General features: G+C 61.0%; 21 protein-coding genes. 7 read left to right on the forward strand and 14 right to left on the reverse strand.

Annotated elements, in window-relative coordinates:
* The first annotated feature begins 157 nt into the window (after positions 1–157).
* Positions 158–628: a Cys-tRNA(Pro) deacylase gene (ybaK, locus tag ACK1VC_RS14305; protein ID WP_016488787.1), complete on the forward strand. Its 471-nt coding sequence runs from the start codon at positions 158–160 to the stop codon at positions 626–628.
* Between the two features lie 34 nt (positions 629–662).
* On the opposite strand, the gene ACK1VC_RS14310 is transcribed toward ybaK, so the two are convergent.
* Complete coding sequence (locus ACK1VC_RS14310; RefSeq protein ID WP_016488786.1) at positions 663–1,772, reverse strand: ABC transporter ATP-binding protein; 1,110 nt, start codon at positions 1,770–1,772, stop codon at positions 663–665.
* Positions 1,769–2,689: an ornithine carbamoyltransferase gene (gene argF / locus ACK1VC_RS14315; RefSeq protein WP_016488785.1), complete on the reverse strand. Its 921-nt coding sequence runs from the start codon at positions 2,687–2,689 to the stop codon at positions 1,769–1,771. The genes ACK1VC_RS14310 and argF overlap by 4 nt, the downstream gene beginning before the upstream one ends.
* 362 nt (positions 2,690–3,051) lie before the next feature.
* Here argF and ACK1VC_RS14320 point away from each other — a divergent pair, with 362 nt between their 5' ends.
* Positions 3,052–5,160 (forward strand): molybdopterin-dependent oxidoreductase, encoded by a 2,109-nt coding sequence (locus tag ACK1VC_RS14320; protein ID WP_191086908.1) that lies wholly within the window; start codon positions 3,052–3,054, stop codon positions 5,158–5,160.
* A gap of 91 nt (positions 5,161–5,251) precedes the next feature.
* Positions 5,252–5,587 (forward strand): Grx4 family monothiol glutaredoxin, encoded by a 336-nt coding sequence (grxD, locus tag ACK1VC_RS14325; protein WP_016488783.1) that lies wholly within the window; start codon positions 5,252–5,254, stop codon positions 5,585–5,587.
* A gap of 57 nt (positions 5,588–5,644) precedes the next feature.
* Here grxD and bfr read toward each other — a convergent pair whose 3' ends face one another.
* Positions 5,645–6,118, reverse strand: a complete 474-nt coding sequence (gene bfr, locus ACK1VC_RS14330; RefSeq protein ID WP_016488782.1) for a bacterioferritin — start codon at positions 6,116–6,118, stop codon at positions 5,645–5,647.
* A gap of 201 nt (positions 6,119–6,319) precedes the next feature.
* Positions 6,320–6,538 carry a bacterioferritin-associated ferredoxin gene (locus tag ACK1VC_RS14335; protein WP_016488781.1) on the reverse strand — a complete coding sequence of 73 codons (219 nt, stop codon included), beginning with the start codon at positions 6,536–6,538 and terminating at the stop codon, positions 6,320–6,322.
* A 224-nt stretch (positions 6,539–6,762) separates the two neighbouring features.
* Here ACK1VC_RS14335 and ACK1VC_RS14340 point away from each other — a divergent pair, with 224 nt between their 5' ends.
* On the forward strand, positions 6,763–7,365 hold the full coding sequence (locus ACK1VC_RS14340) for a peroxiredoxin (protein ID WP_012273884.1): 603 nt from the start codon (positions 6,763–6,765) through the stop codon (positions 7,363–7,365).
* Between the two features lie 160 nt (positions 7,366–7,525).
* Here the strand turns inward: ACK1VC_RS14340 and rnt are convergent, their stop codons facing one another.
* Both rnt and pyrC read right to left on the reverse strand, forming a co-directional pair.
* Positions 7,526–8,173 carry a ribonuclease T gene (gene rnt / locus ACK1VC_RS14345; protein ID WP_217435874.1) on the reverse strand — a complete coding sequence of 216 codons (648 nt, stop codon included), beginning with the start codon at positions 8,171–8,173 and terminating at the stop codon, positions 7,526–7,528.
* Positions 8,174–8,196: 23 nt separating this feature from the next.
* Positions 8,197–9,243 carry a dihydroorotase gene (gene pyrC / locus ACK1VC_RS14350; RefSeq protein ID WP_016488778.1) on the reverse strand — a complete coding sequence of 349 codons (1,047 nt, stop codon included), beginning with the start codon at positions 9,241–9,243 and terminating at the stop codon, positions 8,197–8,199.
* Between the two features lie 130 nt (positions 9,244–9,373).
* Here pyrC and ACK1VC_RS14355 point away from each other — a divergent pair, with 130 nt between their 5' ends.
* Positions 9,374–10,327, forward strand: coding sequence for a flagellar protein MotY (locus ACK1VC_RS14355; RefSeq protein ID WP_016488777.1), 954 nt, complete (start codon positions 9,374–9,376; stop codon positions 10,325–10,327).
* Positions 10,328–10,512: 185 nt separating this feature from the next.
* Positions 10,513–11,730, forward strand: a complete 1,218-nt coding sequence (locus tag ACK1VC_RS14360; RefSeq protein WP_016488776.1) for an argininosuccinate synthase — start codon at positions 10,513–10,515, stop codon at positions 11,728–11,730.
* A 70-nt stretch (positions 11,731–11,800) separates the two neighbouring features.
* On the opposite strand, the gene ACK1VC_RS14365 is transcribed toward ACK1VC_RS14360, so the two are convergent.
* The gene (locus tag ACK1VC_RS14365; protein ID WP_016488775.1) at positions 11,801–12,283 is read right to left on the reverse strand and encodes a hypothetical protein; all 483 of its coding nucleotides are present in this window, start codon (positions 12,281–12,283) and stop codon (positions 11,801–11,803) included.
* A gap of 369 nt (positions 12,284–12,652) precedes the next feature.
* Here ACK1VC_RS14365 and ACK1VC_RS14370 point away from each other — a divergent pair, with 369 nt between their 5' ends.
* Positions 12,653–13,276 carry a response regulator transcription factor gene (locus tag ACK1VC_RS14370; RefSeq protein WP_016488774.1) on the forward strand — a complete coding sequence of 208 codons (624 nt, stop codon included), beginning with the start codon at positions 12,653–12,655 and terminating at the stop codon, positions 13,274–13,276.
* Between the two features lie 55 nt (positions 13,277–13,331).
* On the opposite strand, the gene ACK1VC_RS14375 is transcribed toward ACK1VC_RS14370, so the two are convergent.
* The 7 genes from ACK1VC_RS14375 to metG all read right to left on the reverse strand — a co-directional run bounded on the left by ACK1VC_RS14375 (position 13,332) and on the right by metG (position 19,018).
* Positions 13,332–13,508 carry a PA3496 family putative envelope integrity protein gene (locus ACK1VC_RS14375; RefSeq protein ID WP_016488773.1) on the reverse strand — a complete coding sequence of 59 codons (177 nt, stop codon included), beginning with the start codon at positions 13,506–13,508 and terminating at the stop codon, positions 13,332–13,334.
* 103 nt (positions 13,509–13,611) lie between these two features.
* The gene (gene nth, locus ACK1VC_RS14380) at positions 13,612–14,250 is read right to left on the reverse strand and encodes an endonuclease III (RefSeq protein ID WP_016488772.1); all 639 of its coding nucleotides are present in this window, start codon (positions 14,248–14,250) and stop codon (positions 13,612–13,614) included.
* A 4-nt stretch (positions 14,251–14,254) separates the two neighbouring features.
* Positions 14,255–14,779: an Rnf-Nqr domain containing protein gene (locus tag ACK1VC_RS14385; RefSeq protein WP_191086907.1), complete on the reverse strand. Its 525-nt coding sequence runs from the start codon at positions 14,777–14,779 to the stop codon at positions 14,255–14,257.
* On the reverse strand, positions 14,772–15,374 hold the full coding sequence (locus tag ACK1VC_RS14390) for an RnfABCDGE type electron transport complex subunit G (RefSeq protein ID WP_016488770.1): 603 nt from the start codon (positions 15,372–15,374) through the stop codon (positions 14,772–14,774). The genes ACK1VC_RS14385 and ACK1VC_RS14390 overlap by 8 nt, the downstream gene beginning before the upstream one ends.
* Complete coding sequence (locus ACK1VC_RS14395; RefSeq protein ID WP_023048366.1) at positions 15,371–16,345, reverse strand: RnfABCDGE type electron transport complex subunit D; 975 nt, start codon at positions 16,343–16,345, stop codon at positions 15,371–15,373. The genes ACK1VC_RS14390 and ACK1VC_RS14395 overlap by 4 nt, the downstream gene beginning before the upstream one ends.
* Positions 16,342–16,890: an Rnf-Nqr domain containing protein gene (locus tag ACK1VC_RS14400; RefSeq protein ID WP_060520019.1), complete on the reverse strand. Its 549-nt coding sequence runs from the start codon at positions 16,888–16,890 to the stop codon at positions 16,342–16,344. Before ACK1VC_RS14400 ends, ACK1VC_RS14395 begins: the two co-directional genes overlap by 4 nt.
* Positions 16,891–16,978: 88 nt before the next feature.
* Positions 16,979–19,018 (reverse strand): methionine--tRNA ligase, encoded by a 2,040-nt coding sequence (metG, locus tag ACK1VC_RS14405; protein ID WP_060520022.1) that lies wholly within the window; start codon positions 19,016–19,018, stop codon positions 16,979–16,981.
* Positions 19,019–19,169: the final 151 nt, after the last annotated feature.

The raw sequence follows: 19,169 nt of genomic DNA on the forward strand, positions 1-19,169 counted from the left end.
CTGATGTCAAAGGTCGAAAGTGAACGACCAGTCACGAAATGGCCCGTAAAATCAGCCGCGGATGCCCGTACTAGAGGCGCGCGATTGTGGTGCGCTGGCTGGGATGTGGGATTTGTCCTAAAGTAGCCGCCGAGCCGTCCCAGACCGGAGCCTTTGCATGACCCCCGCCCTAGACCTGTTGAAGAAGCATCGCGCCGAACACCGTGTGCACAGTTACGAGCATGACCCCAAGTCGGCTTCTTACGGTCTGGAGGCAGCGGAAAAGCTTGGCCTGGACCCGCAGCAAGTGTTCAAGACCTTGTTGGCGAGCAGCGAGAAGGGGGAGTTGCTGGTAGCGGTGGTGCCTGTGGTGGGTACCCTGGACCTCAAAGCCCTGGCCCACGCTGCCGGGGTAAAGAAATGCGAGATGGCAGACCCGGCGGCGGCGCAGCGGGCTACGGGTTATCTGGTAGGTGGGATCAGCCCGTTGGGGCAGAAGAAGCGCCTGCGCACCTTTATTGATGACTCGGCGCAAAATTTTGCAACTATCCATGTCAGCGCCGGTAGGCGCGGGTTGGAAGTGGAGTTGGCGGCGGCGGTGCTGGCCGAGCATACCCAGGGCAAGTTTGCCGGGATCGGCAGAGGCTGAGATCTGGGCCGCAAAGCGGCCCAGGAATCTGCAATCAGGTCGCGGAACTGTACCGACGCACGCCATTCTCCTGCTGCGGCAACTGCGCCGCAACGCTGCCAGGCACCGGGAACAGCACCAGGTGATCAGCTTGCACCTCAATCCCCACATCCTCACCGACCTCATGGTCGTTATGGCTAGGGAAGATTGCTTCCAGCTGGCTGCCGGTCGGCAATTGCAGGCGGTACAGGGTCGATGCCCCCAGGAAGCTCTTGCCGATGATGTTCGCCTGCAGCGCGCTGCCGGGTGCATGCACGATATCGTCGGGGCGCAGCAGCACGTCCACCGAACTGCCGGGCGCCATGATGTAGGCACGGTTGCCGCGCAGTTCACCCAGCTCGGTATTGACGGCCTCGTGGCTGCTCATCTGGCCACGGATGAAGTAGCCCTGGCCAATGAAGCTGGCCACGAACGGCGTCTGTGGTTCGTGGTAAAGGTTGTAGGGCGTGTCCCACTGCTCCAGGCGCCCCTCCTTGAACACACCGACCTGATCGCTGACGGCAAAGGCTTCTTCCTGGTCATGGGTAACCAGGATGGCGCTGGTGCCACGGCTTTTGAGGATATCGCGAACCTCATGGCTCAGGCGCCGACGCAACTCCACGTCAAGGTTGGAGAACGGCTCGTCGAGCAGCAGCAACTGCGGTTCAGGCGCCAGCGCGCGGGCCAGGGCGACCCGTTGCTGCTGGCCACCAGACAGCTCATGCGGGTAACGCCCGCCCAGGCCCCCCAGCTTGACCAGTTCGAGCATCTCTTCGATGACGGCGGCCTGGCGTGGGTGCTTGGCGATGCCGAAGGCAATGTTCTGCGCCACGGTCAGGTGCGGGAACAGCGCGTAGTCCTGGAACACCATGCCGATGCGGCGCTTTTCCGGGGCCAGTGTGAAGCCAGCGCGGGAAATGACCTCGCCGGCCAACTGGATCTCGCCTTCATGCACCGGTTCGAAACCTGCAATGGCACGTAGCGTGGTTGTTTTCCCGCAACCGGATGAACCCAGCAGGCAACCGATGTCGCCTGCGTTCAGGTGCAGGTTGAGGTTCTGGACGATGCGCTGGTCGCCGTAGCCGCAGGCGAGGTTGCGCAGGTTGAGCAGTAGGGGTTGACTCATGCGTGGTGGTAAGCCGGTTCTACAAGAAATTCGAGAAGCGCCTTCTGTGCATGCAGGCGGTTTTCAGCCTCGTCCCAGGCGACCGAACGTGGGTCGTCGAGCAGGTCCTGGCTGATTTCCTCGCCACGGTGGGCGGGCAGGCAGTGCATGAAGAGGACATCGGGTGCCGCCAGGTCGAGCAGTTCGCGGGTGACCTGGTAAGGCGCGAAATGCGCCAGGCGCCGTGCAGTTTCCTCCTCCTGCCCCATGGAAGTCCAGACATCGGTAACCACAAGGTGTGCGCCACGCACGGCTTCCTTGGCATCACGGATGATCTGTACGCGGTCACCGCCCAGCGCCATGAAGCGCTGATCCGGCTCGTAGCCTTCTGGGCAGGCGATGCGCAGCTGGAAATCGAACTGCCTGGCGGCCTCGATGTAGGAGTTGCACATGTTGAAGCCATCGCCGATCCAGGTCACGGTCTTGCCCTGGATCGAGCCGCGGTGCTCGAGGAAGGTCTGCATGTCGGCCAGCAGTTGGCACGGGTGCGACTCGTCGGACAGGCCGTTGATCACCGGTACGCGCGATTTGGCGGCGAACTCGGTCAGGGTGCTGTGGGCGTGGGTACGAATCATCACCACATCGACCATGCTCGACAGCACGATGGCGCTGTCACCGATCGGCTCGCCACGGCCCAGCTGGGTGTCGCGTGGCGACAGGAAGATGGCCTGGCCGCCCAGCTGGATCATGCCAGCCTCGAACGACACGCGGGTACGGGTCGAGGATTTCTCGAAGATCATGCCCAGCACGCGGTTCTTCAGGGGCTCGAACAGCACGCCTCGTTTGCGCAGGTCCTTCAGCTCGATGCCGCGGCGGATCACCCCGAGCAATTCGTCGGTGGTGAAGTCCAGCAGGGAGAGAAAGTGCCTAGCGCTCATGATTGACTACCTTATCTGCAACGGTATGCAGGTCGACCGTATGGTTTTTTTTGACAACGGGATTGACCTGCGGCGTAAGCCGCACGGGGCGGACGAAAATAGGGAAAGGCGCAATACTATAAGTAAATGTCGCCTGAAGCCAAGGGGGAACAGCGGCCTGATTGCAAAGGGTGTCTTCACCCGGCGGCCTGTGCTGTTTTTTATTTGCTACACGAGGTTGTACAGGGCTTGCTGGCAATTTGGCAAATGGCTGTCGCAAATCGTGTGCCTGATGTCGGTGGATTCACGCGGCGAAGGGCGCTGGCGGGGGGCTGGGACCGGGCGCATAGTCACTGTTCGACAACAACAAGGCAGAGGCGGCCATGACCAAGACCCTGCATCACCGTGCCTGTCACCTGTGCGAAGCAATCTGCGGGTTGAACATCGAAGTCAGCCATGAAGCTGACGGGCAGGCGCTAATCAGCTCGATCAAGGGCGACCCCCAGGACCCGTTCAGCCGTGGCCACGTCTGCCCCAAGGCCGTCGCCTTGCAGGACATCCAGAACGACCCTGACCGCCTGCGCCAGCCCCACAAGCGGGTAGGGGAGCGTTGGCAGGCCATCGGCTGGGACGAGGCCTTTGCCCTGGCCGCCGAAAAGTTGTGGGCGGTCCAGCAGGCTCACGGGCGCAATGCCGTGGCGGTCTACCAGGGCAACCCAAGCGTGCACAACTACGGTTTGATGACCCACAGCAACTACTTCCTCGGCCTGCTCAAGACACGCAACCGTTTCTCGGCCACCTCGGTGGACCAGCTGCCACAACACCTGGTCAGCCACCTGATGTATGGCCATGGCCTGCTGCTGCCGATTCCGGATATCGACCACGCCGACTTCATGCTGATTCTTGGCGGCAACCCGCTGGCCTCCAACGGCAGCATCATGACCGTGCCCAATGTGGAAAAGCGCCTCAAGGCCCTGCTTGGCCGGGGCGGGCGCCTGGTGGTGGTGGACCCTCGGCGCAGCGAAACGGCGGCCATGGCCGATACCCACCTGTTTATCCGCCCGGGCGGAGATGCGGCCTTGTTGTGCGGCCTGCTCAACACCCTGTTCGAGGAAGGCCTGGCGCAAGGTTCGCACTTGCCGATCAACGGCCTGCAGCAGGTGCGCGAAGCGCTTGCACCGTTCAGCGCCGAAGCCATGAGCACGCACTGCGGTATTGCCGCCACGCAGATTCGCCAGCTGGCACGGGACTTCGCCGCGGCAGAAAAAGCCGTGTGCTATGGCCGCATGGGCGTTTCGACCCAAGCCTTCGGCACCCTCTGCCACTGGCTGGTGCAACTGATCAACCTGGTAACCGGCAACCTCGACCGTGAAGGCGGCGCTTTGTGCACCGAGCCCGCTGTCGACCTGGTGGCTGCCACCTCCGGCGGCCATTTCAACGCCTGGCAGAGCCGGGTGTCGGGCTTGCCCGAGTACGGCGGCGAGCTGCCTGTGGCGGCCCTGGCCGAAGAGCTGCTTACACCGGGCGAAGGGCAGGTTCGCGCCTTGGTGACAGTGGCTGGCAACCCGGTGCTGTCCACGCCTAACGGCCGTCAGCTGGATGCGGCACTGCAAGGCCTGGAGTTCATGCTCAGCATCGACCTCTACATCAACGAAACCACGCGCCATGCCGACCTCATCCTGCCGTCCACGTCGTCGCTGGAAAACGACCACTATGACAGCACCTTCAATTTGCTGGCCGTGCGCAACGTCACCCGCTTCAACCGGGCGATTCTGGCCAAGCCGGACGGGGCGTTGCACGACTGGGAGATCTTCGTCGGCCTGGCCCAGGCGTTTGCCAGGCGTGCCGGGCTTGAATTGAAGCCGACCTTGGCGCCTGCGCAGATGATCGATCTGGCCTTGCGCAAGGGGCGCTATGGCCAAGCAACACCTTGGCGCCTTTCCCTCGCAACACTGGACGATCATCCGCACGGCCTGGACCTGGGCCCTTTACGCAGCAATCTTGCTGCACGCCTGGCGACTGCCAGTCAGGCTGTCGAAGCCGCACCCCAGGTGTTGCTGGACGACCTGCGCCGCCTGACGCAACTGGCACCTCCTGTACCGGGTGAACTGCTGTTGATCGGCCGCCGCCATGTGCGTAGCAACAACTCGTGGATGCACAATTTCCACCGTCTGGTGAAAGGCAAACCACGGCATCAGCTGTTGATGCACCCGCAAGACTTGCAGCAACGGCAACTACAGGACGGCCAGCGGGTGCGTATCCGCTCGCGTACGGGTGATCTCGAAGTCGAGGTGCAAGCCTGCGAGGACATGATGCCCGGTGTGGTCAGCCTGCCCCATGGCTACGGTCATGCTCGTCAGGGTGTGCACCTGCAGATCGCCCAGGCGCAAGCCGGCGTGAGTGCCAACGACCTGACCGACGAGCGCTTTCGCGACCCGGTGTCCGGCAACGCTGCGCTCAATGGCGTACCTGTGCAGGTGGAGGCCGCGTAAGGAACAGTAAGGCCGAGCACGCTGCTCGGCTTTCCGTTACAATGCGCCACCGTGCCGACAACAGCGTCGCAAAGTTAAGCCGAGGTGCTACATGGATATCATCGAAACGATCAAAGAGCAGATTGCCAACAACACCATTCTGCTTTACATGAAAGGCTCGCCGAATGCCCCGCAGTGCGGGTTCTCGGCCAAGGCATCGCAAGCTGTGATGGGTTGTGGCGAGAAGTTCGCCTACGTCGACATCCTGCAGAACCCGGAAATCCGTGCCAACCTGCCCAAATATGCCAACTGGCCGACCTTCCCGCAGCTGTGGGTAGCCGGCGAGCTGGTTGGCGGTAGCGATATCATGCTGGAAATGTTCCAGAACGGCGAGCTGCAGACCCTGATCAAGGACGCTGCTGCCAAAGCCAAGGCTTCCGAAGCCTGATTTTCCGGCAAGCATAAAAAAACCCGCTGATCGCGGGTTTTTTTATGGGGCGAATATTTACTCTTCGCCCATCTGCGACTGCAGATAATTTTCGATGCCGATCTTGTCGATCAGACCCAGTTGGGTTTCCAGCCAGTCGATATGCTCTTCCTCGGATTCGAGGATATCTTCGAGCATGTCACGCGAGCCGAAGTCGCCAGCGGTTTCGCAATGGGCAATGGCTGCCTTCAGGTCGGCCAAGCCTTTCTTTTCGAGCTTCAGGTCGCACTCGAGCATTTCCTTGGTGTGCTCGCCGATCAGCAGCTTACCCAGGTCCTGAACGTTGGGGATGCCTTCAAGGAAGAGAATACGCTTGATCAATTTGTCAGCGTGCTTCATCTCATCGATGGATTCCTTGTACTCGTGCTTGCCGAGTTTGTTCAGGCCCCAATCTTCATACATGCGTGCGTGCAGGAAGTACTGGTTGATCGCGACCAGCTCGTTTCCGAGGATCTTGTTGAGATGCTGGATGACGCTTACGTCGCCTTTCATTTCGGGTTCCTGCCCTGTAGAAGTGTGCCAATACAGTGAAGTTTGAGCCCGATACTTAAGAGTGTCAAACCTAAGTTATTGAATAATAAGTGAAAATTAATAGGAATAAGAATGTTTGTGAACCGCGTTGGAGCGCTAACTTATTGAATTTAAGGCATAAAAAAACCGGACACAGGGTCCGGTTCTTGGAATCAGGGGCTTTCAGGCTGCGGTAAATTCCACGGGGTAGGGCAGGGCTGCCTGGCTGACCTGCAGCTCGGTCAGGGTCTCGCGGACCACTTCCTTGGCCAGGCAGGCGCATTTGCCACACTGGCTTGCGACATTGGTCGCGGCTCGCACTTCCTTGTAACTGCAGCATCCTTCATAGATCGCATCGCGGATCTGTCCGTCGGTGACGCCGACACAAAGACACACATACATAAGGGCTGACCATCGCGGGTTGAGTCGATGGATGGGAGCTTAATGTGAATGAGAATGCTTGTCAAAGTGCTTTCTAAAAAGGCCGTGCTTGAGCGACCGGTGGTTGTCTGCCTGATGGATTCGGCCTGTCATCAGAAGCCGTGTATGATGGTCGGCCTTTGTTGGATGTCGGGCAAGCCCGTCTGGCCCGGCAAACGGTTTTTCACCCTCATCAGGAGATTACAATGAGCGTACTCGTTGGTAAGAAAGCCCCCGATTTCACCGTTCCAGCCGTGCTGGGCAATGGCGAGATCGTCGACAGCTTCAACCTGGCTTCGGCCATCAAGGGCAAGTACGGCCTGGTGTTCTTCTACCCGCTGGACTTCACCTTCGTCTGCCCGTCCGAGCTGATCGCCCTGGACAACCGCATCCCTGACTTCCAGGCGCGCAATGTCGAAGTGATCGGCGTGTCGATCGACTCGCACTTCACTCACAACGCCTGGCGTAACACCCCGGTCAACAACGGCGGCATCGGTCAGGTGAAGTACACCCTGGCTGCCGACATGACCCACGAAATCTGCAAAGCCTACGACGTAGAGTCCGAAGGCGGCGTGGCCTTCCGTGGCGCCTTCCTGATCGACACCAACGGTGTTGTACGCTCGCAGATCATCAACGACCTGCCACTGGGCCGTAACATGGACGAGCTGCTGCGCTTGGTCGACGCCCTGCAGTTCCACGAAGAGCACGGCGAAGTCTGCCCTGCCAACTGGAAAAAAGGCGACAAAGGCATGAACGCTTCGCCAGAAGGCGTTGCTGCCTACCTGAGCGAGAACGCCGGCAAGCTGTAATTGCCGCTCGCATAAAAAAAACCGGCCCTCGTTGGCCGGTTTTTTTATGCCGTTCTGTGCCGGCCTCTTCACGGGCGCGCCCGCTCCCTCCGATTCTCTGCATGCCTGACGGCAAAGGTGAACCTGTGGGAGCGGGCATGCCCGCGAATGCTTTTGCAGCTCAATCGTTGAAGTCGCGCCAGCCGCCCATCTCTTTCCAGCGGTTGACGATGCCGCAGAACAGCTCGGCCGTCTTCTCGGTGTCATAACGCGCCGAGTGCGCCTCACGCCCGTCGAAGTCGATGTCCGCGCTCTGGCAGGCACGCGCCAGCACGGTCTGGCCATACGCCAAGCCCGCGAGGGTAGCGGTGTCGAAGCTCGAAAACGGGTGGAACGGATTGCGCTTCAGGTCGTTGCGCGCCACCGCCGCATTGAGGAAGCCCAGGTCGAAGCTGCTGTTGTGGCCGACCAGGATCGCCCGCTTGCAGCCATTGGCCTTGAGTGCCTTGCGTACACCGCGGAAGATATCGGTCAGCGCGCTTTCCTCGCTAACAGCCATGCGCAGCGGGTGGTCCAGCTTGATGCCGGTGAACTCCAGCGCGGCGGCTTCGATATTGGCGCCCTCGAACGGTTCCACTCGGTGGAAGTAGGTGTGCTCGGGGAACAGGAAGCCTTTCTCGTCCATGCCGATCGTGACGGCGGCAATTTCCAGCAGCGCATCGGTGGCGCTGTTGAAACCACCAGTCTCCACATCCACCACCACCGGCAGGTAGCCGCGGAAGCGCTCGGCCATCGGGTGGCGCGAACCGCTGCTGCCCTGGGTGTCCATGTCGTCTTCGTAGAGGTCTTCGCTCACGCGTTTTCCTCCAGCAGGCGCCAACGTAGTTTTTCACCGGCGCGCAGCGGGATCACGGTCTGCTCGCCAAACGGCAGGCTGTCCGGGGCGGTCCATTCTTCACGCACCAGGGTAATGGTGTCGGTGTTCGCTGGCAGGCCGTAGAAGGCAGGACCGTGCAAGCTGGCAAAGCCTTCGAGCTTGTCCAGCGCGTTACGCTGTTCGAACGCTTCGGCGTACATTTCGATGGCCGCGTATGCGGTGTAGCAACCGGCGCACCCGCAGGCGGCTTCCTTGGCGTGACGGGCGTGCGGTGCCGAGTCGGTGCCCAGGAAGAACTTCGGGTTGCCGCTGGTGGCCGCGTCCAGCAGCGCCACCTGATGGGTGTTGCGCTTGAGGATCGGCAGGCAGTAGAAGTGCGGGCGAATGCCGCCAACCAGCATGTGGTTGCGGTTGTACAGCAGGTGCTGTGCAGTGATGGTCGCGCCGACGTTGGCCGGGGCCTCGGTGACGAACTGAGCGGCATCGCCGGTGGTGATGTGTTCGAACACCACTTTCAGCGTCGGGAAGCGCTCGACCAGACGACGCATGTGCTCGTCAATGAAGCGCTTCTCGCGGTCGAACACGTCGATCTCGCTGCGGGTCACTTCGCCATGCACCAACAGTGGCATGCCGACTTCCGCCAGCGCCTCGATGGCCGGGAAGATGTTGTCGATGCTGGTCACGCCCGAGTCGGAGTTGGTAGTGGCGCCGGCCGGGTACAGTTTGGCGGCGTACACGATGCCGCTGGCCTTGGCCGCGCGGACATCCTCGGGGCTGGTGCGGTCGGTGAGGTACAGCACCATCAGCGGCTCGAAGCGGCTGCCGGCAGGGCGGGCGGCCAGGATGCGCTCACGGTAGGCACTGGCCTCGTCGGCATTACGCACCGGAGGAACCAGGTTTGGCATGATGATGGCACGGGCAAAAGTGCGCGCCACGTCGCCAACGGTGTGGGGCAGGACGGCACCATCGCGCAGATGGATGTGCCAGTCGTCGGGGCGCAGGAGGGTCAGGCGATCGGACATTGGGGATTCCAGGCGGGTCGAACTCAAGCCCCAATGCTACCGGAAAAGCCTGGGGCGAGCACGGCTATCAAGTTTTCCGGCCGGCGTCCGATAGCCTGCAGGTAAGCCGTCAGAATTTGTGGAGCCGCCCGTGCGCCAGCGTTACCTCACCCTGTTGACCCTGTTCGCCAGCCTGCCGGCCGGTGCACTGACTTTTCAGACGCGCATGGAAAATATTGCCTGGAAGGTCGAGGGCGACCCGTTCGAGTGCCGTCTGATCCAGCCGATAGAAGGTTTTGGTAGCGGTGAGTTCGTGCGTCGGGCAGGTGAACAGCCCGTTTTTCAGCTACGTTCGGACAACAATGTACTGGGTGCAGGTACAGCCAGCCTGCTGGCGGCGGCGGCGCCGTGGCAGCCTGGGCGGGGTGATATCAACCTGGGCAACGTGCGGATGGCCCGCACCGGTGTGCTGTTCAGTTCTTCCCAAGGCCAGGCCAGCCGCCTGATCAACGGCTTGCTCGACGGGCGTAGCACAGTGGTGCGCAACTACACCGGTGAGGCCGGAAGGCCAATTGAGGTACGCGTTCTGCCGGTCAGCTTCGCCAAGGCCTACAGCGACTATCTGGTCTGTGCCGGCAAGCTGCTGCCTATGAATTATGATCAGGTGCGCCAGACCCAGGTGGGTTTCCCCGGGGGCGGCACCGAGCTGGACGCGTCGGCGCGTGCACGGCTGGATGTGATCCTGGATTACATCAAAGCTGACCCGACGGTGAACCACATCGAGCTCGACGGCCACTCCGACAACAGTGGCAACCGCCTGACCAACCGAGACCTGTCGCGCCGTCGTGCGCTGGCTGTTGCTGATTACTTCAAGGCCCATGGATTGACTGAAGAACAGATCACGGTGCGCTTCCATGGCGAGCAGTACCCGTTGGTGAAGAACAACAGTGCGGCCAACCGGGCACGCAATCGCCGGGTAAACATCGAGCTGGATCGGGTTTCGGTGGTTGAGAAACCTGTGGAAAAACCGGCTGAGCCAGCGGCGCCTGCCGCCCCAGCACCAGCCAACCCGGCTGCTGCCGCGCCGGGGGCGAAGGCACCCTGAGATCGGGGGGGGCCTTCAGGTGTTTGCCACGACATTTCCAGCGCCTGTGAGATGGTCATGCATACCCCCGTCGCCCTTCCGACAGTTCTTGTCGCTTTGTCGTCAGAAGCTGTCGCCCCACTGTAAATTTTTCCGCAAGGCCGTTAGAATCGACCCCTTTCCGTACAACCCCGTGGAGTGATGGCATGGCGGACGTAAAAAAGGTCGTACTGGCGTATTCCGGCGGCCTTGATACTTCGGTGATTCTCAAGTGGCTGCAGGATACCTATAACTGCGAAGTGGTGACCTTCACCGCTGACCTGGGTCAGGGCGAAGAGGTCGAGCCGGCCCGTGCCAAGGCCCAGGCAATGGGTGTTAAAGAGATTTACATCGACGATCTGCGCGAAGAGTTCGTGCGTGATTTCGTGTTCCCGATGTTCCGCGCCAACACCGTCTACGAAGGTGAGTACCTGCTGGGTACTTCCATTGCCCGCCCGCTGATCGCCAAGCGCCTGATCGAAATCGCCAACGAAACCGGCGCTGACGCCATTTCCCATGGCGCTACTGGCAAAGGCAACGACCAGGTTCGTTTCGAACTGGGTGCATACGCCCTGAAACCAGGCGTCAAGGTTATCGCCCCGTGGCGTGAGTGGGACCTGCTGTCCCGCGAAAAACTGATGGACTACGCCGAAAAGCATGGCATTCCGATCGAGCGCCACGGCAAGAAGAAGTCGCCGTACTCGATGGACGCCAACCTGCTGCACATCTCCTACGAAGGCGGTGTCCTGGAAGATACCTGGACCGAGCACGAAGAAGACATGTGGCGCTGGAGCGTCTCGCCTGAGAATGCCCCGGACCAGGCCACCTACATCGAGCTGACCTACCGTAACGGTGACATCGTTGCCATCGACGGCGTCGACAAGAGCCCAGCCACCGTTCTGGCCGATCTGAACCGTATCGGTGGTGCCAACGGCATCGGCCGCCTGGACATCGTCGAGAACCGTTACGTCGGCATGAAGTCGCGTGGCTGCTACGAGACCCCTGGCGGTACCATCATGCTCAAGGCCCACCGTGCCATCGAGTCGATCACCCTGGACCGCGAAGTCGCTCACCTGAAAGATGAGCTGATGCCGAAGTACGCCAGCCTGATCTACACCGGTTACTGGTGGAGCCCGGAGCGTCTGATGCTGCAGCAGATGATCGACGCCTCCCAGGTCAACGTGAATGGCGTAGTGCGCCTGAAGCTGTACAAGGGCAACGTCACCGTGGTCGGCCGCAAGTCGGACGACTCGCTGTTCGATGCCAACATCGCCACCTTCGAAGAAGATGGCGGCGCGTACAACCAGGCGGACGCTGCCGGCTTTATCAAGCTGAACGCTTTGCGCATGCGCATTGCTGCCAACAAGGGCCGTTCGCTGCTCTGATTGCTGGCGCGTGTCTTGAAAACCCCGGCTTAGGCCGGGGTTTTTTATGTGCTCAGAAAAGTTTGGGCATTCAGTGCTCGTCGTTCACGACGTGGCCATCAAGTGCACTGATGGACAGCTGCGCACATTGACGTCTGTCCAGGTTGCAAAAGCGCCAGGTTCGCGCCGGTAGGGGAGGTTGGGCAAGTGCAGAAAGCAGTTGCTGCTCCATCATGCGATTGGCGTCGGGGCCGGAAAACATGAATGTGACAGGCTCCCCTTGAACTGCTTCGCGGGCACCGTCGGCCATTGCAGGCGTGGCCACGCTATTTTCAGCCAGCGTGGTGCCGTTCGCCGCCCTGTCGGATGATGGACTGTAGAACGACTTGTAGTTGAAATTGAGCGTCAGGAAGAACAGCGCAGTCAGAAAGAATGGGAAACCCACCAGAAACCAGGTGTAGAGCTTCTGGCTAGACTCGCTAAGAAACGGAAGTGTGGCAAGGGCAGAGGCTTCGATTATCCCCGCGAAGATGGCAATGATCGTCAGCGGGGCGACAGGTTGTGCTTGGGTCATTTGGGCCGTCTCCAGCAGTTTTAGCCATCTTTACCTACCGTTGCGCTCAACTAAATACCGGATTGATTTCCGGGCGAGGAATAATCGCCAAATAGCCTGATAGCTCCGACTTTTCACCTTTTTCGAATTGGCTCTTTCTTCAATTGAGCGTCAGTTTTCAACTGGTGCGCACCTGCAGCCCAATGCTACCGTCAGTTTGGGAATAAAGATTTTAGTTGTTACAACTATCGCCGTTATTTGTAGGAAATTTCTCTAACTTATGTAGGTTTCATCTGCTCATGAGTTTCGCCGAGAATTCGCCGCGCCATCGGGCGCCCTGTCGGTTATCGTGGCGTGCCAAAGCAAAAATAATGAATCAATGGATATCGCATGAATAAAGTGCTTATCGTGGATGATCATCCGGTCATACGCCTGGCCGTGCGCATGCTGATGGAGCGGCATGGGTACGACGTCGTGGCGGAGACCGACAATGGGGTGGCTGCACTGCAACTCACTCGGCAACACTTGCCGGATATCGTGGTGCTCGACATTGGAATCCCCAGGCTGGATGGCCTGGAGGTTATTGCGCGCATGGCCACTTTCAGCCCAGGCAGCAAGGTGCTGGTGCTGACGTCGCAGGCTCCCGGCAACTTCTCGATGCGCTGCATGCAGGCGGGGGCATCGGGTTACGTCTGCAAGCAGCAGGAACTCACCGAGCTCCTGAGCGCTATCAAGGCCGTGTTGTCGGGTTACAGCTACTTCCCCAATCAGGCCCTCCATGCGTCGCGTGGCAGGGGAGGGGGGAGCGAGACGGATATGGTAAACCGTCTCTCGGCGCGCGAGATGACGGTGTTGCAACAGCTGGCGCGGGGGCGCTCGAACAAGGAAATTGCCGACAGCATGTTCCTCAGCAACAAGACGGTCAGCACCTACAAGTCCCGCCTGTTGCTAAAGCTCAATGCGCGGTCGCTGGTTGACCTGATCGAGCTGGCGCAGCGGCAAGGGCTCAACTGACTGCCGGCCCGCAAAGCCTCCATTCAGGAGGCTTTGCCAGTGCTCCGCAGCCGCACTACAGGTCGTAGTCGAAATCGGCCAGCTGCTTTTGCAGGCGCCGTTCTTCCAGCATATTGTCGATGGTGCGGCGTTTGCTCAGGTTGGTCTTGGCGATCTCCACCTGGGGTTCCGCTTCATCTTCTGTGGCAACAAAATCATCTTCGATCGACAGTTCGTCTTTATCGGTGCTCATGAGTCGCTCCAAGCCAAGGGGCCATTGGCCGTCCTTATAACCAGAAAGCAGACGCCGGTAAAAAAGATTTTTTCAATCGCTCGAGTGGTTTCAAGCTATCGGCTCAATCGTCGCTGGTCTTATGCTTGTATTCGCACAAGTCCTCGATCCGGCAACTGCCACACCTTGGCTTGCGTGCCTGGCAGACATAGCGCCCGTGCAGGATCAACCAGTGATGGGCATCGAGCAGGTAATCCTTTGGCACGAACTTGACCAGTTTCTTCTCTACCTCCAGCACCGTCTTGCCTGGCGCAATGCCTGTGCGGTTGCTGACCCGGAAGATATGGGTATCCACGGCCATGGTTGGTTGGCGGAATGCAGTATTGAGCACCACGTTGGCGGTCTTGCGGCCAACGCCGGGCAGTGCCTCCAGGGCTTCGCGGGTCTGCGGCACCTGGCTGCCGTGCTGCTCTATCAGCATGCGGCAGGCTTCGATGACGTTCTTGGCCTTGCTGTTGTAAAGCCCGATGGTCTTGATGTATTCGCTCAGGCCCTCAACGCCCAGGGCATAGATGGCCTCCGGGGTGTTGGCGACAGGGAACAGGCGGGCGGTGGCCTTGTTGACGCCGACGTCGGTGGATTGCGCGGACAGCGTCACGGCGACCAGCAGTTCGAACGGCGTGGTGTAGGCCAGTTCGGTCTTCGGGTCGGGGTTGTCTTCGTGCAGCCTGCGAAAGATCTCCAGGCGTTTGGCGGCATTCATGAAATCAGCGCTTTCCTTGACGACGTGGGTGGGCGGGGCCCGGACGCAGGCGATTGTACAAGGCCAGCAGCAGTCCGAGCAGTAGCAGTGCGCCGGGGGCCAGGCTGGCCAGGTGCAGGCCGGCCAACTGGGCCAACCCTTGGCGGCTGGCACCGAGCAGCAGGCAGATGGCAAGCATGGCACCAAGGTGCCTGACCAGCAGGCGCCAGCGCCCCTGGCTGGGTAGCAGGTGGTCGTAAACCAGGCATTGCAGGCAAAGCAGCGCAGGATAGTGGCCCAGGGCAATGGCCAGTGGCAGTAGCCACGCACGCAGGGCCAGTTGCAGGCAACTGGCCAGGGCGGCCAACAGCAGCAGGCTTGCCAGCATGTACGCCCAGGTGGCCAGCCGCTGGCGCAAGGGTGCCAGCAGTAATTGGTGCAGCGTGCTCATCAGTATCGCGCACACGCCAATGGCGGCGCCCTCTCGCAGTGAGCCGGTGGCGCCAAGCACGGGCACAAGGCTTGCGGCCAGCCAGTAGACGCTATTCATGCGTGGGGGCCTCCAGCAGCAAGTTGCGCTGCTCATCGAAATAGCTCAGGCCTTCCTGCAACGCTGTGATCACTGCCCGTGAAGTCACGGTTGCGCCGGCCAGTTGGTCAAAGTCACCGTGGTCCCGCTTCAGCGCCCAGTGGTCGCCCAGCTGACGGTTGGCAAACTGCCCCAACCAGTGCACCTGCGGGTCTCCCAGGCGTGCGCCCAACCCTGGGGTTTCCTGCTGCTCGACCACTTGGCTACCGATCAGGCGGCCGTCTGTGCCGATGGCAATGCTCAGCACGATCGGCCCGGCATACCCTTGGGCTTGGGTGATCAGGATGATGGCGGTTGGCTCGCCTGCTCGCGTTGCGCGGTAAGCTGCCAGGATACGACTGTTTGGCCGCTGTGCGGCGGGCATGGCCAGGGGGGTGTCCAGTGGCTGGTTGTCGTAACTGCCTTCAGGCAGCACCGCCAGCCGCTGGCGGCTTTGCAGTTGCTTCTCGGCGCTGGCGACGGCAGTACTGGTCCATTGTCGCCATGCCAGCGTGACAGACACAGCCAGTGCCACGGTTAGCAGCAGCAGGCCTGCATCCCGCGCCAGGCGGCTCATCGGGTGGCCTGCTGATGCAGCAGGGCCAGGCGCTCAAGGCTCGGTGCCATGAGGTTCATCAGCAGGATGGCGAAAGCTGTGCCATCCGGGTAGCTGCCCCAAGTGCGAATCAGGTAGATCAGCAGCCCTGCTCCTAAGCCGAAGCCCAGCTTGGCCCACTCATTTTTTGGGCCGGAGACGGGCTCGGTGGCAATGAAGAACGCCGCCAGCATGGTCGACCCGGAGAACAGGTGCAGCAAAGGTGAGCCATTGGAATCCGACCCCGAACCGTTCCAGCCCAACAAACTGAACACGAACAGCCCTGCCAGCAAGCCCGCGGGCGCATGCCAGCTGATCACCTTGCGCTGCAGCAGGAACAGGCCGCCGAGCAGGAACGCCAGGTTGGCCCATTCGCTTTCCCTCCCGCCAATACTGCCAAAACCTGGGTGACTGGCGAATAGCTCATCAATGGTGAGGCTGCGGTTGTGGCGCAGGCCATCGAGCAGCGTAGGGCTGGCCCAGGCATCAATGTGCTCGCTACCCGCAAATGCCTGCTGCAGGCTTTCCATCAGGCCCGGTGCAGGCCCCGGCCAATGGTTCATGTGCAACGGGAAGCTCAGCAGTACAAAGGCATAACCGACCATGGCCGGGTTGAACAGGTTGCGGCCGACACCGCCAAAGGCCTGTTTGCCGATACCGATGGCAACGCTTGTGGCGACCACCGGCAACCACCATGGCGCCAGGGTAGGAAGTGCGCACGCCAGCAACACAGCGGTCACCAGAGCGCTGCAGTCGTCTAACGCCGGCTTCAGTGCTTGCCCGCGCATTGCCAGCAGCAGGGTTTCGCACAGCAAGGCGGCGCTGGTGCAGAGCAACAGGTTCACCAGAAAACCCCAGCCATGGAGCCACAGCAGCGTCAGCAGGCCAGGTACGCAGGCCAGCAAGACCAGGCCCATGCTGGTGCGTAGTCGCGGGTCAGGGCTGGTATTCATTGCGCAAACAACCCATTGAAACCGGAAAACGCCATGGCCATTACCCCGGCACCGATCAATTCGATGGGCAGGCCGCGCAGTACGCCGGGGATATCGGCATGGGCACTGCGCTGGCGCAGGTCGGCGAGCAAGGCCAGCGCCAGCCAGAAGCCGCCACCGCCCAGCAGGCCTAGCAGGAGTGTGGCTGGCCAGGTGCTGTCGTCGCTGGCCAGCCGCAGCGCCAGCCCCAACGCTGCGCTGTTACTCAAGAGCAGTGCTGGCAACCCCGTTACGGGCCAGTTCGGGCGCCATTTGGCCAGCAGCCATGGCACGCCCCAGGCGAGCAGCGCCAGCCAGGGCAACAATACGAAAAGGGCAAGGTCGTGGATGTGCAATGGAGCAAGCACCCCTCGCACCAGCAACTGAGCACCGATCACGCCCAGCGCAATGCATAGCGCGCAGGCCAGGCCATGCACATGCAGGTGCAGCCTGGAGACTGATGGTTGCAGCAGGCACAGGTGATTGACCAGCGCGGCGCTGATCAGGACCAGGATGTAGTCGCTCATGAGATGACGATAGCCGGGAATCATGGTGATTGTCCGGCAATCAAGGCGCAGAGGGAACTGCCCCGGCACAAAGGCCGGGGCAGGGCTGTTACTTGATGCGCTGGCCTGGCTTGGCGCCGCTGTCCGGGCTCAGCAGGTAGATTTCTTCACCGCCAGGGCCGGCCGCCATGACCATGCCTTCGGACACGCCAAAGCGCATCTTCCGTGGCTTGAGGTTGGCTACCATCATGGTCAGGCGGCCTTCCAGCTTGGACGGGTCAGGGTAAGCCGACTTGATACCGGAGAACACGTTACGGCGCTCGTCACCGATGTCCAGGGTCAGTTGCAGCAGCTTGTCGGCACCTGCCACCGCTTCGGCCTTGACGATCAGTGCCACGCGCAGGTCAACGGCAGCGAAGGTGTCGAATTCGATTTCTGCCGACAGTGGGTCCTTGCTCAGCTCGCCGTTACCCGCCGGGGCCTTGGCTTCGGCGGCCAGCAGGTCCTCCTTGCTGGCTGCGACCATGGCTTCGACCTTGGCCGGTTCGATGCGGCTCATCAGTGCCTTGAACGGGTTCAGCTGGTGGTTTTCCAGGCGCGACTGGTGGTCGTTCCAGGCCAGCGGGGCAACGTTGAGGAAAGCCTCGGCGTCGGCAGCCAGCACGGGCAGCACTGGCTTGAGGAAAATCACCAGCTGACGGAACAGGTTGATGCCCTGGGCGCAGATGGCCTGCACTTCATCCTGCTTGCCTTCCTGCTTGGCCAGCGACCACGGTGCTTTGTCGGCGATCCAGGCGTTGGCGCGGTCGGCCAGCGCCATGATCTCGCGCATGGCGCGGCCAAAATCGCGGCCTTCGTAGGCTTCGGCAATCGACGGGGCAGCGGCCAGGAAGGCCTCGGTCAGCTCCGGTGCGGCATCGCCGGCCACCATCACGCCTTCATTGCCTTTGTGGATGAAGCCGGCGCAGCGGCTGGCGATGTTGACCACCTTGCCCACCAGGTCGGAGTTGACCTTCTGCACGAAGTCTTCCAGGTTCAGGTCCAGGTCGTCGACGCCACGGCCCAGCTTGGCTGCGTAGTAGTAACGCAGGTATTCCGGCTGCAGGTGGTCAAGGTAGGTGCGGGCCTTGATGAAGGTGCCGCGGGACTTGGACATCTTGGCGCCGTTTACGGTCAGGTAGCCGTGCACGTTGACCGCAGTCGGCTTGCGGAAACCGGCGCCTTCGAGCATGGCGGGCCAGAACAGGGCGTGGAAGTTGACGATGTCCTTGCCGATGAAATGGTACAGCTCGGCCTTGGAGTCTTCTTTCCAGAAGGCGTCGAAGTCCAGCTCGGGGCGGCGTGCGCACAGGTTCTTGAAGCTGGCCATGTAGCCGATTGGCGCGTCCAGCCATACGTAGAAGTACTTGCCTGGTTCGCCCGGGATTTCGAAGCCGAAGTACGGCGCGTCACGGGAGATATCCCACTCCTGCAGGCCGGAGTCCAGCCATTCGGCGAGTTTGTTGGCCACGGCGTCCTGCAGGGTGCCGCTGCGGGTCCACTGCTGCAGCATCGCCTGGAAGTCTGGCAGCTTGAAGAAGAAGTGCTGTGAATCACGCAGTACCGGGGTGGCCCCGGAAATCGCCGACTTGGGGTTCTTCAGCTCGGTGGGCGCGTAGGTCGCGCCGCATTTTTCACAGTTGTCGCCGTACTGGTCTTCGGCCGCGCACTTGGGGCAGGTGCCCTTGATGAAGCGGTCGGCCAGGAACATGCCCTTTTCCGGGTCGAAGTACTGGGTTACCGAACGGGTGGCGATGTGCCCGGCTTCACGCAGGCGCGTGTAGATCAGGCTCGACAGTTCGCGGTTTTCTTCGCTGTGGGTGGAGTGGAAGTTGTCGAACTCCACCAAAAAGTCGGCGAAGTCGCCGCTGTGCTCGGCCTGGACGTTGGCGATCAGCTGTTCCGGCGTGATGCCTTCCTTTTCGGCACGCAGCATGATGGCCGAGCCGTGGGCGTCGTCGGCGCACACGTAGATACACTGGTTGCCGCGCATTTTCTGGAAGCGTACCCACATGTCTGTCTGGATGTACTCGAGCATATGGCCAAGATGGATGGATCCATTGGCATAGGGCAAGGCGCTGGTGACGAGAATCTGACGTGGCTCGGACATGGTGGCTCGGCTACTTATCTGGCGACGGGGTAAAAATAAGGATGATCGGCCACTATAAAGGGCTGGCGAAGATATTTCACCCCGCATGCGCATCTGCTGACGATTGACGGGTTAGGATAGGCGCCTGTTCTACATCAAGTTTGCCAATGGG

Source organism: Pseudomonas sp. XP2 (genome assembly GCF_053557975.1).

Coding starts and splice junctions, on each gene's coding strand:
- ybaK (WP_016488787.1), top strand. CDS start 158: ATGACCCCCGCCCTAGACCTGTTGAAGAAGCATCGCGCCGAACACCGT.
- ACK1VC_RS14310 (WP_016488786.1), bottom strand. CDS start 1,772: ATGAGTCAACCCCTACTGCTCAACCTGCGCAACCTCGCCTGCGGCTAC.
- argF (WP_016488785.1), bottom strand. CDS start 2,689: ATGAGCGCTAGGCACTTTCTCTCCCTGCTGGACTTCACCACCGACGAA.
- ACK1VC_RS14320 (WP_191086908.1), top strand. CDS start 3,052: ATGACCAAGACCCTGCATCACCGTGCCTGTCACCTGTGCGAAGCAATC.
- grxD (WP_016488783.1), top strand. CDS start 5,252: ATGGATATCATCGAAACGATCAAAGAGCAGATTGCCAACAACACCATT.
- bfr (WP_016488782.1), bottom strand. CDS start 6,118: ATGAAAGGCGACGTAAGCGTCATCCAGCATCTCAACAAGATCCTCGGA.
- ACK1VC_RS14335 (WP_016488781.1), bottom strand. CDS start 6,538: ATGTATGTGTGTCTTTGTGTCGGCGTCACCGACGGACAGATCCGCGAT.
- ACK1VC_RS14340 (WP_012273884.1), top strand. CDS start 6,763: ATGAGCGTACTCGTTGGTAAGAAAGCCCCCGATTTCACCGTTCCAGCC.
- rnt (WP_217435874.1), bottom strand. CDS start 8,173: ATGGACACCCAGGGCAGCAGCGGTTCGCGCCACCCGATGGCCGAGCGC.
- pyrC (WP_016488778.1), bottom strand. CDS start 9,243: ATGTCCGATCGCCTGACCCTCCTGCGCCCCGACGACTGGCACATCCAT.
- ACK1VC_RS14360 (WP_016488776.1), top strand. CDS start 10,513: ATGGCGGACGTAAAAAAGGTCGTACTGGCGTATTCCGGCGGCCTTGAT.
- ACK1VC_RS14365 (WP_016488775.1), bottom strand. CDS start 12,283: ATGACCCAAGCACAACCTGTCGCCCCGCTGACGATCATTGCCATCTTC.
- ACK1VC_RS14370 (WP_016488774.1), top strand. CDS start 12,653: ATGAATAAAGTGCTTATCGTGGATGATCATCCGGTCATACGCCTGGCC.
- ACK1VC_RS14375 (WP_016488773.1), bottom strand. CDS start 13,508: ATGAGCACCGATAAAGACGAACTGTCGATCGAAGATGATTTTGTTGCC.
- nth (WP_016488772.1), bottom strand. CDS start 14,250: ATGAATGCCGCCAAACGCCTGGAGATCTTTCGCAGGCTGCACGAAGAC.
- ACK1VC_RS14385 (WP_191086907.1), bottom strand. CDS start 14,779: ATGAATAGCGTCTACTGGCTGGCCGCAAGCCTTGTGCCCGTGCTTGGC.
- ACK1VC_RS14390 (WP_016488770.1), bottom strand. CDS start 15,374: ATGAGCCGCCTGGCGCGGGATGCAGGCCTGCTGCTGCTAACCGTGGCA.
- ACK1VC_RS14395 (WP_023048366.1), bottom strand. CDS start 16,345: ATGAATACCAGCCCTGACCCGCGACTACGCACCAGCATGGGCCTGGTC.
- ACK1VC_RS14400 (WP_060520019.1), bottom strand. CDS start 16,890: ATGAGCGACTACATCCTGGTCCTGATCAGCGCCGCGCTGGTCAATCAC.
- metG (WP_060520022.1), bottom strand. CDS start 19,018: ATGTCCGAGCCACGTCAGATTCTCGTCACCAGCGCCTTGCCCTATGCC.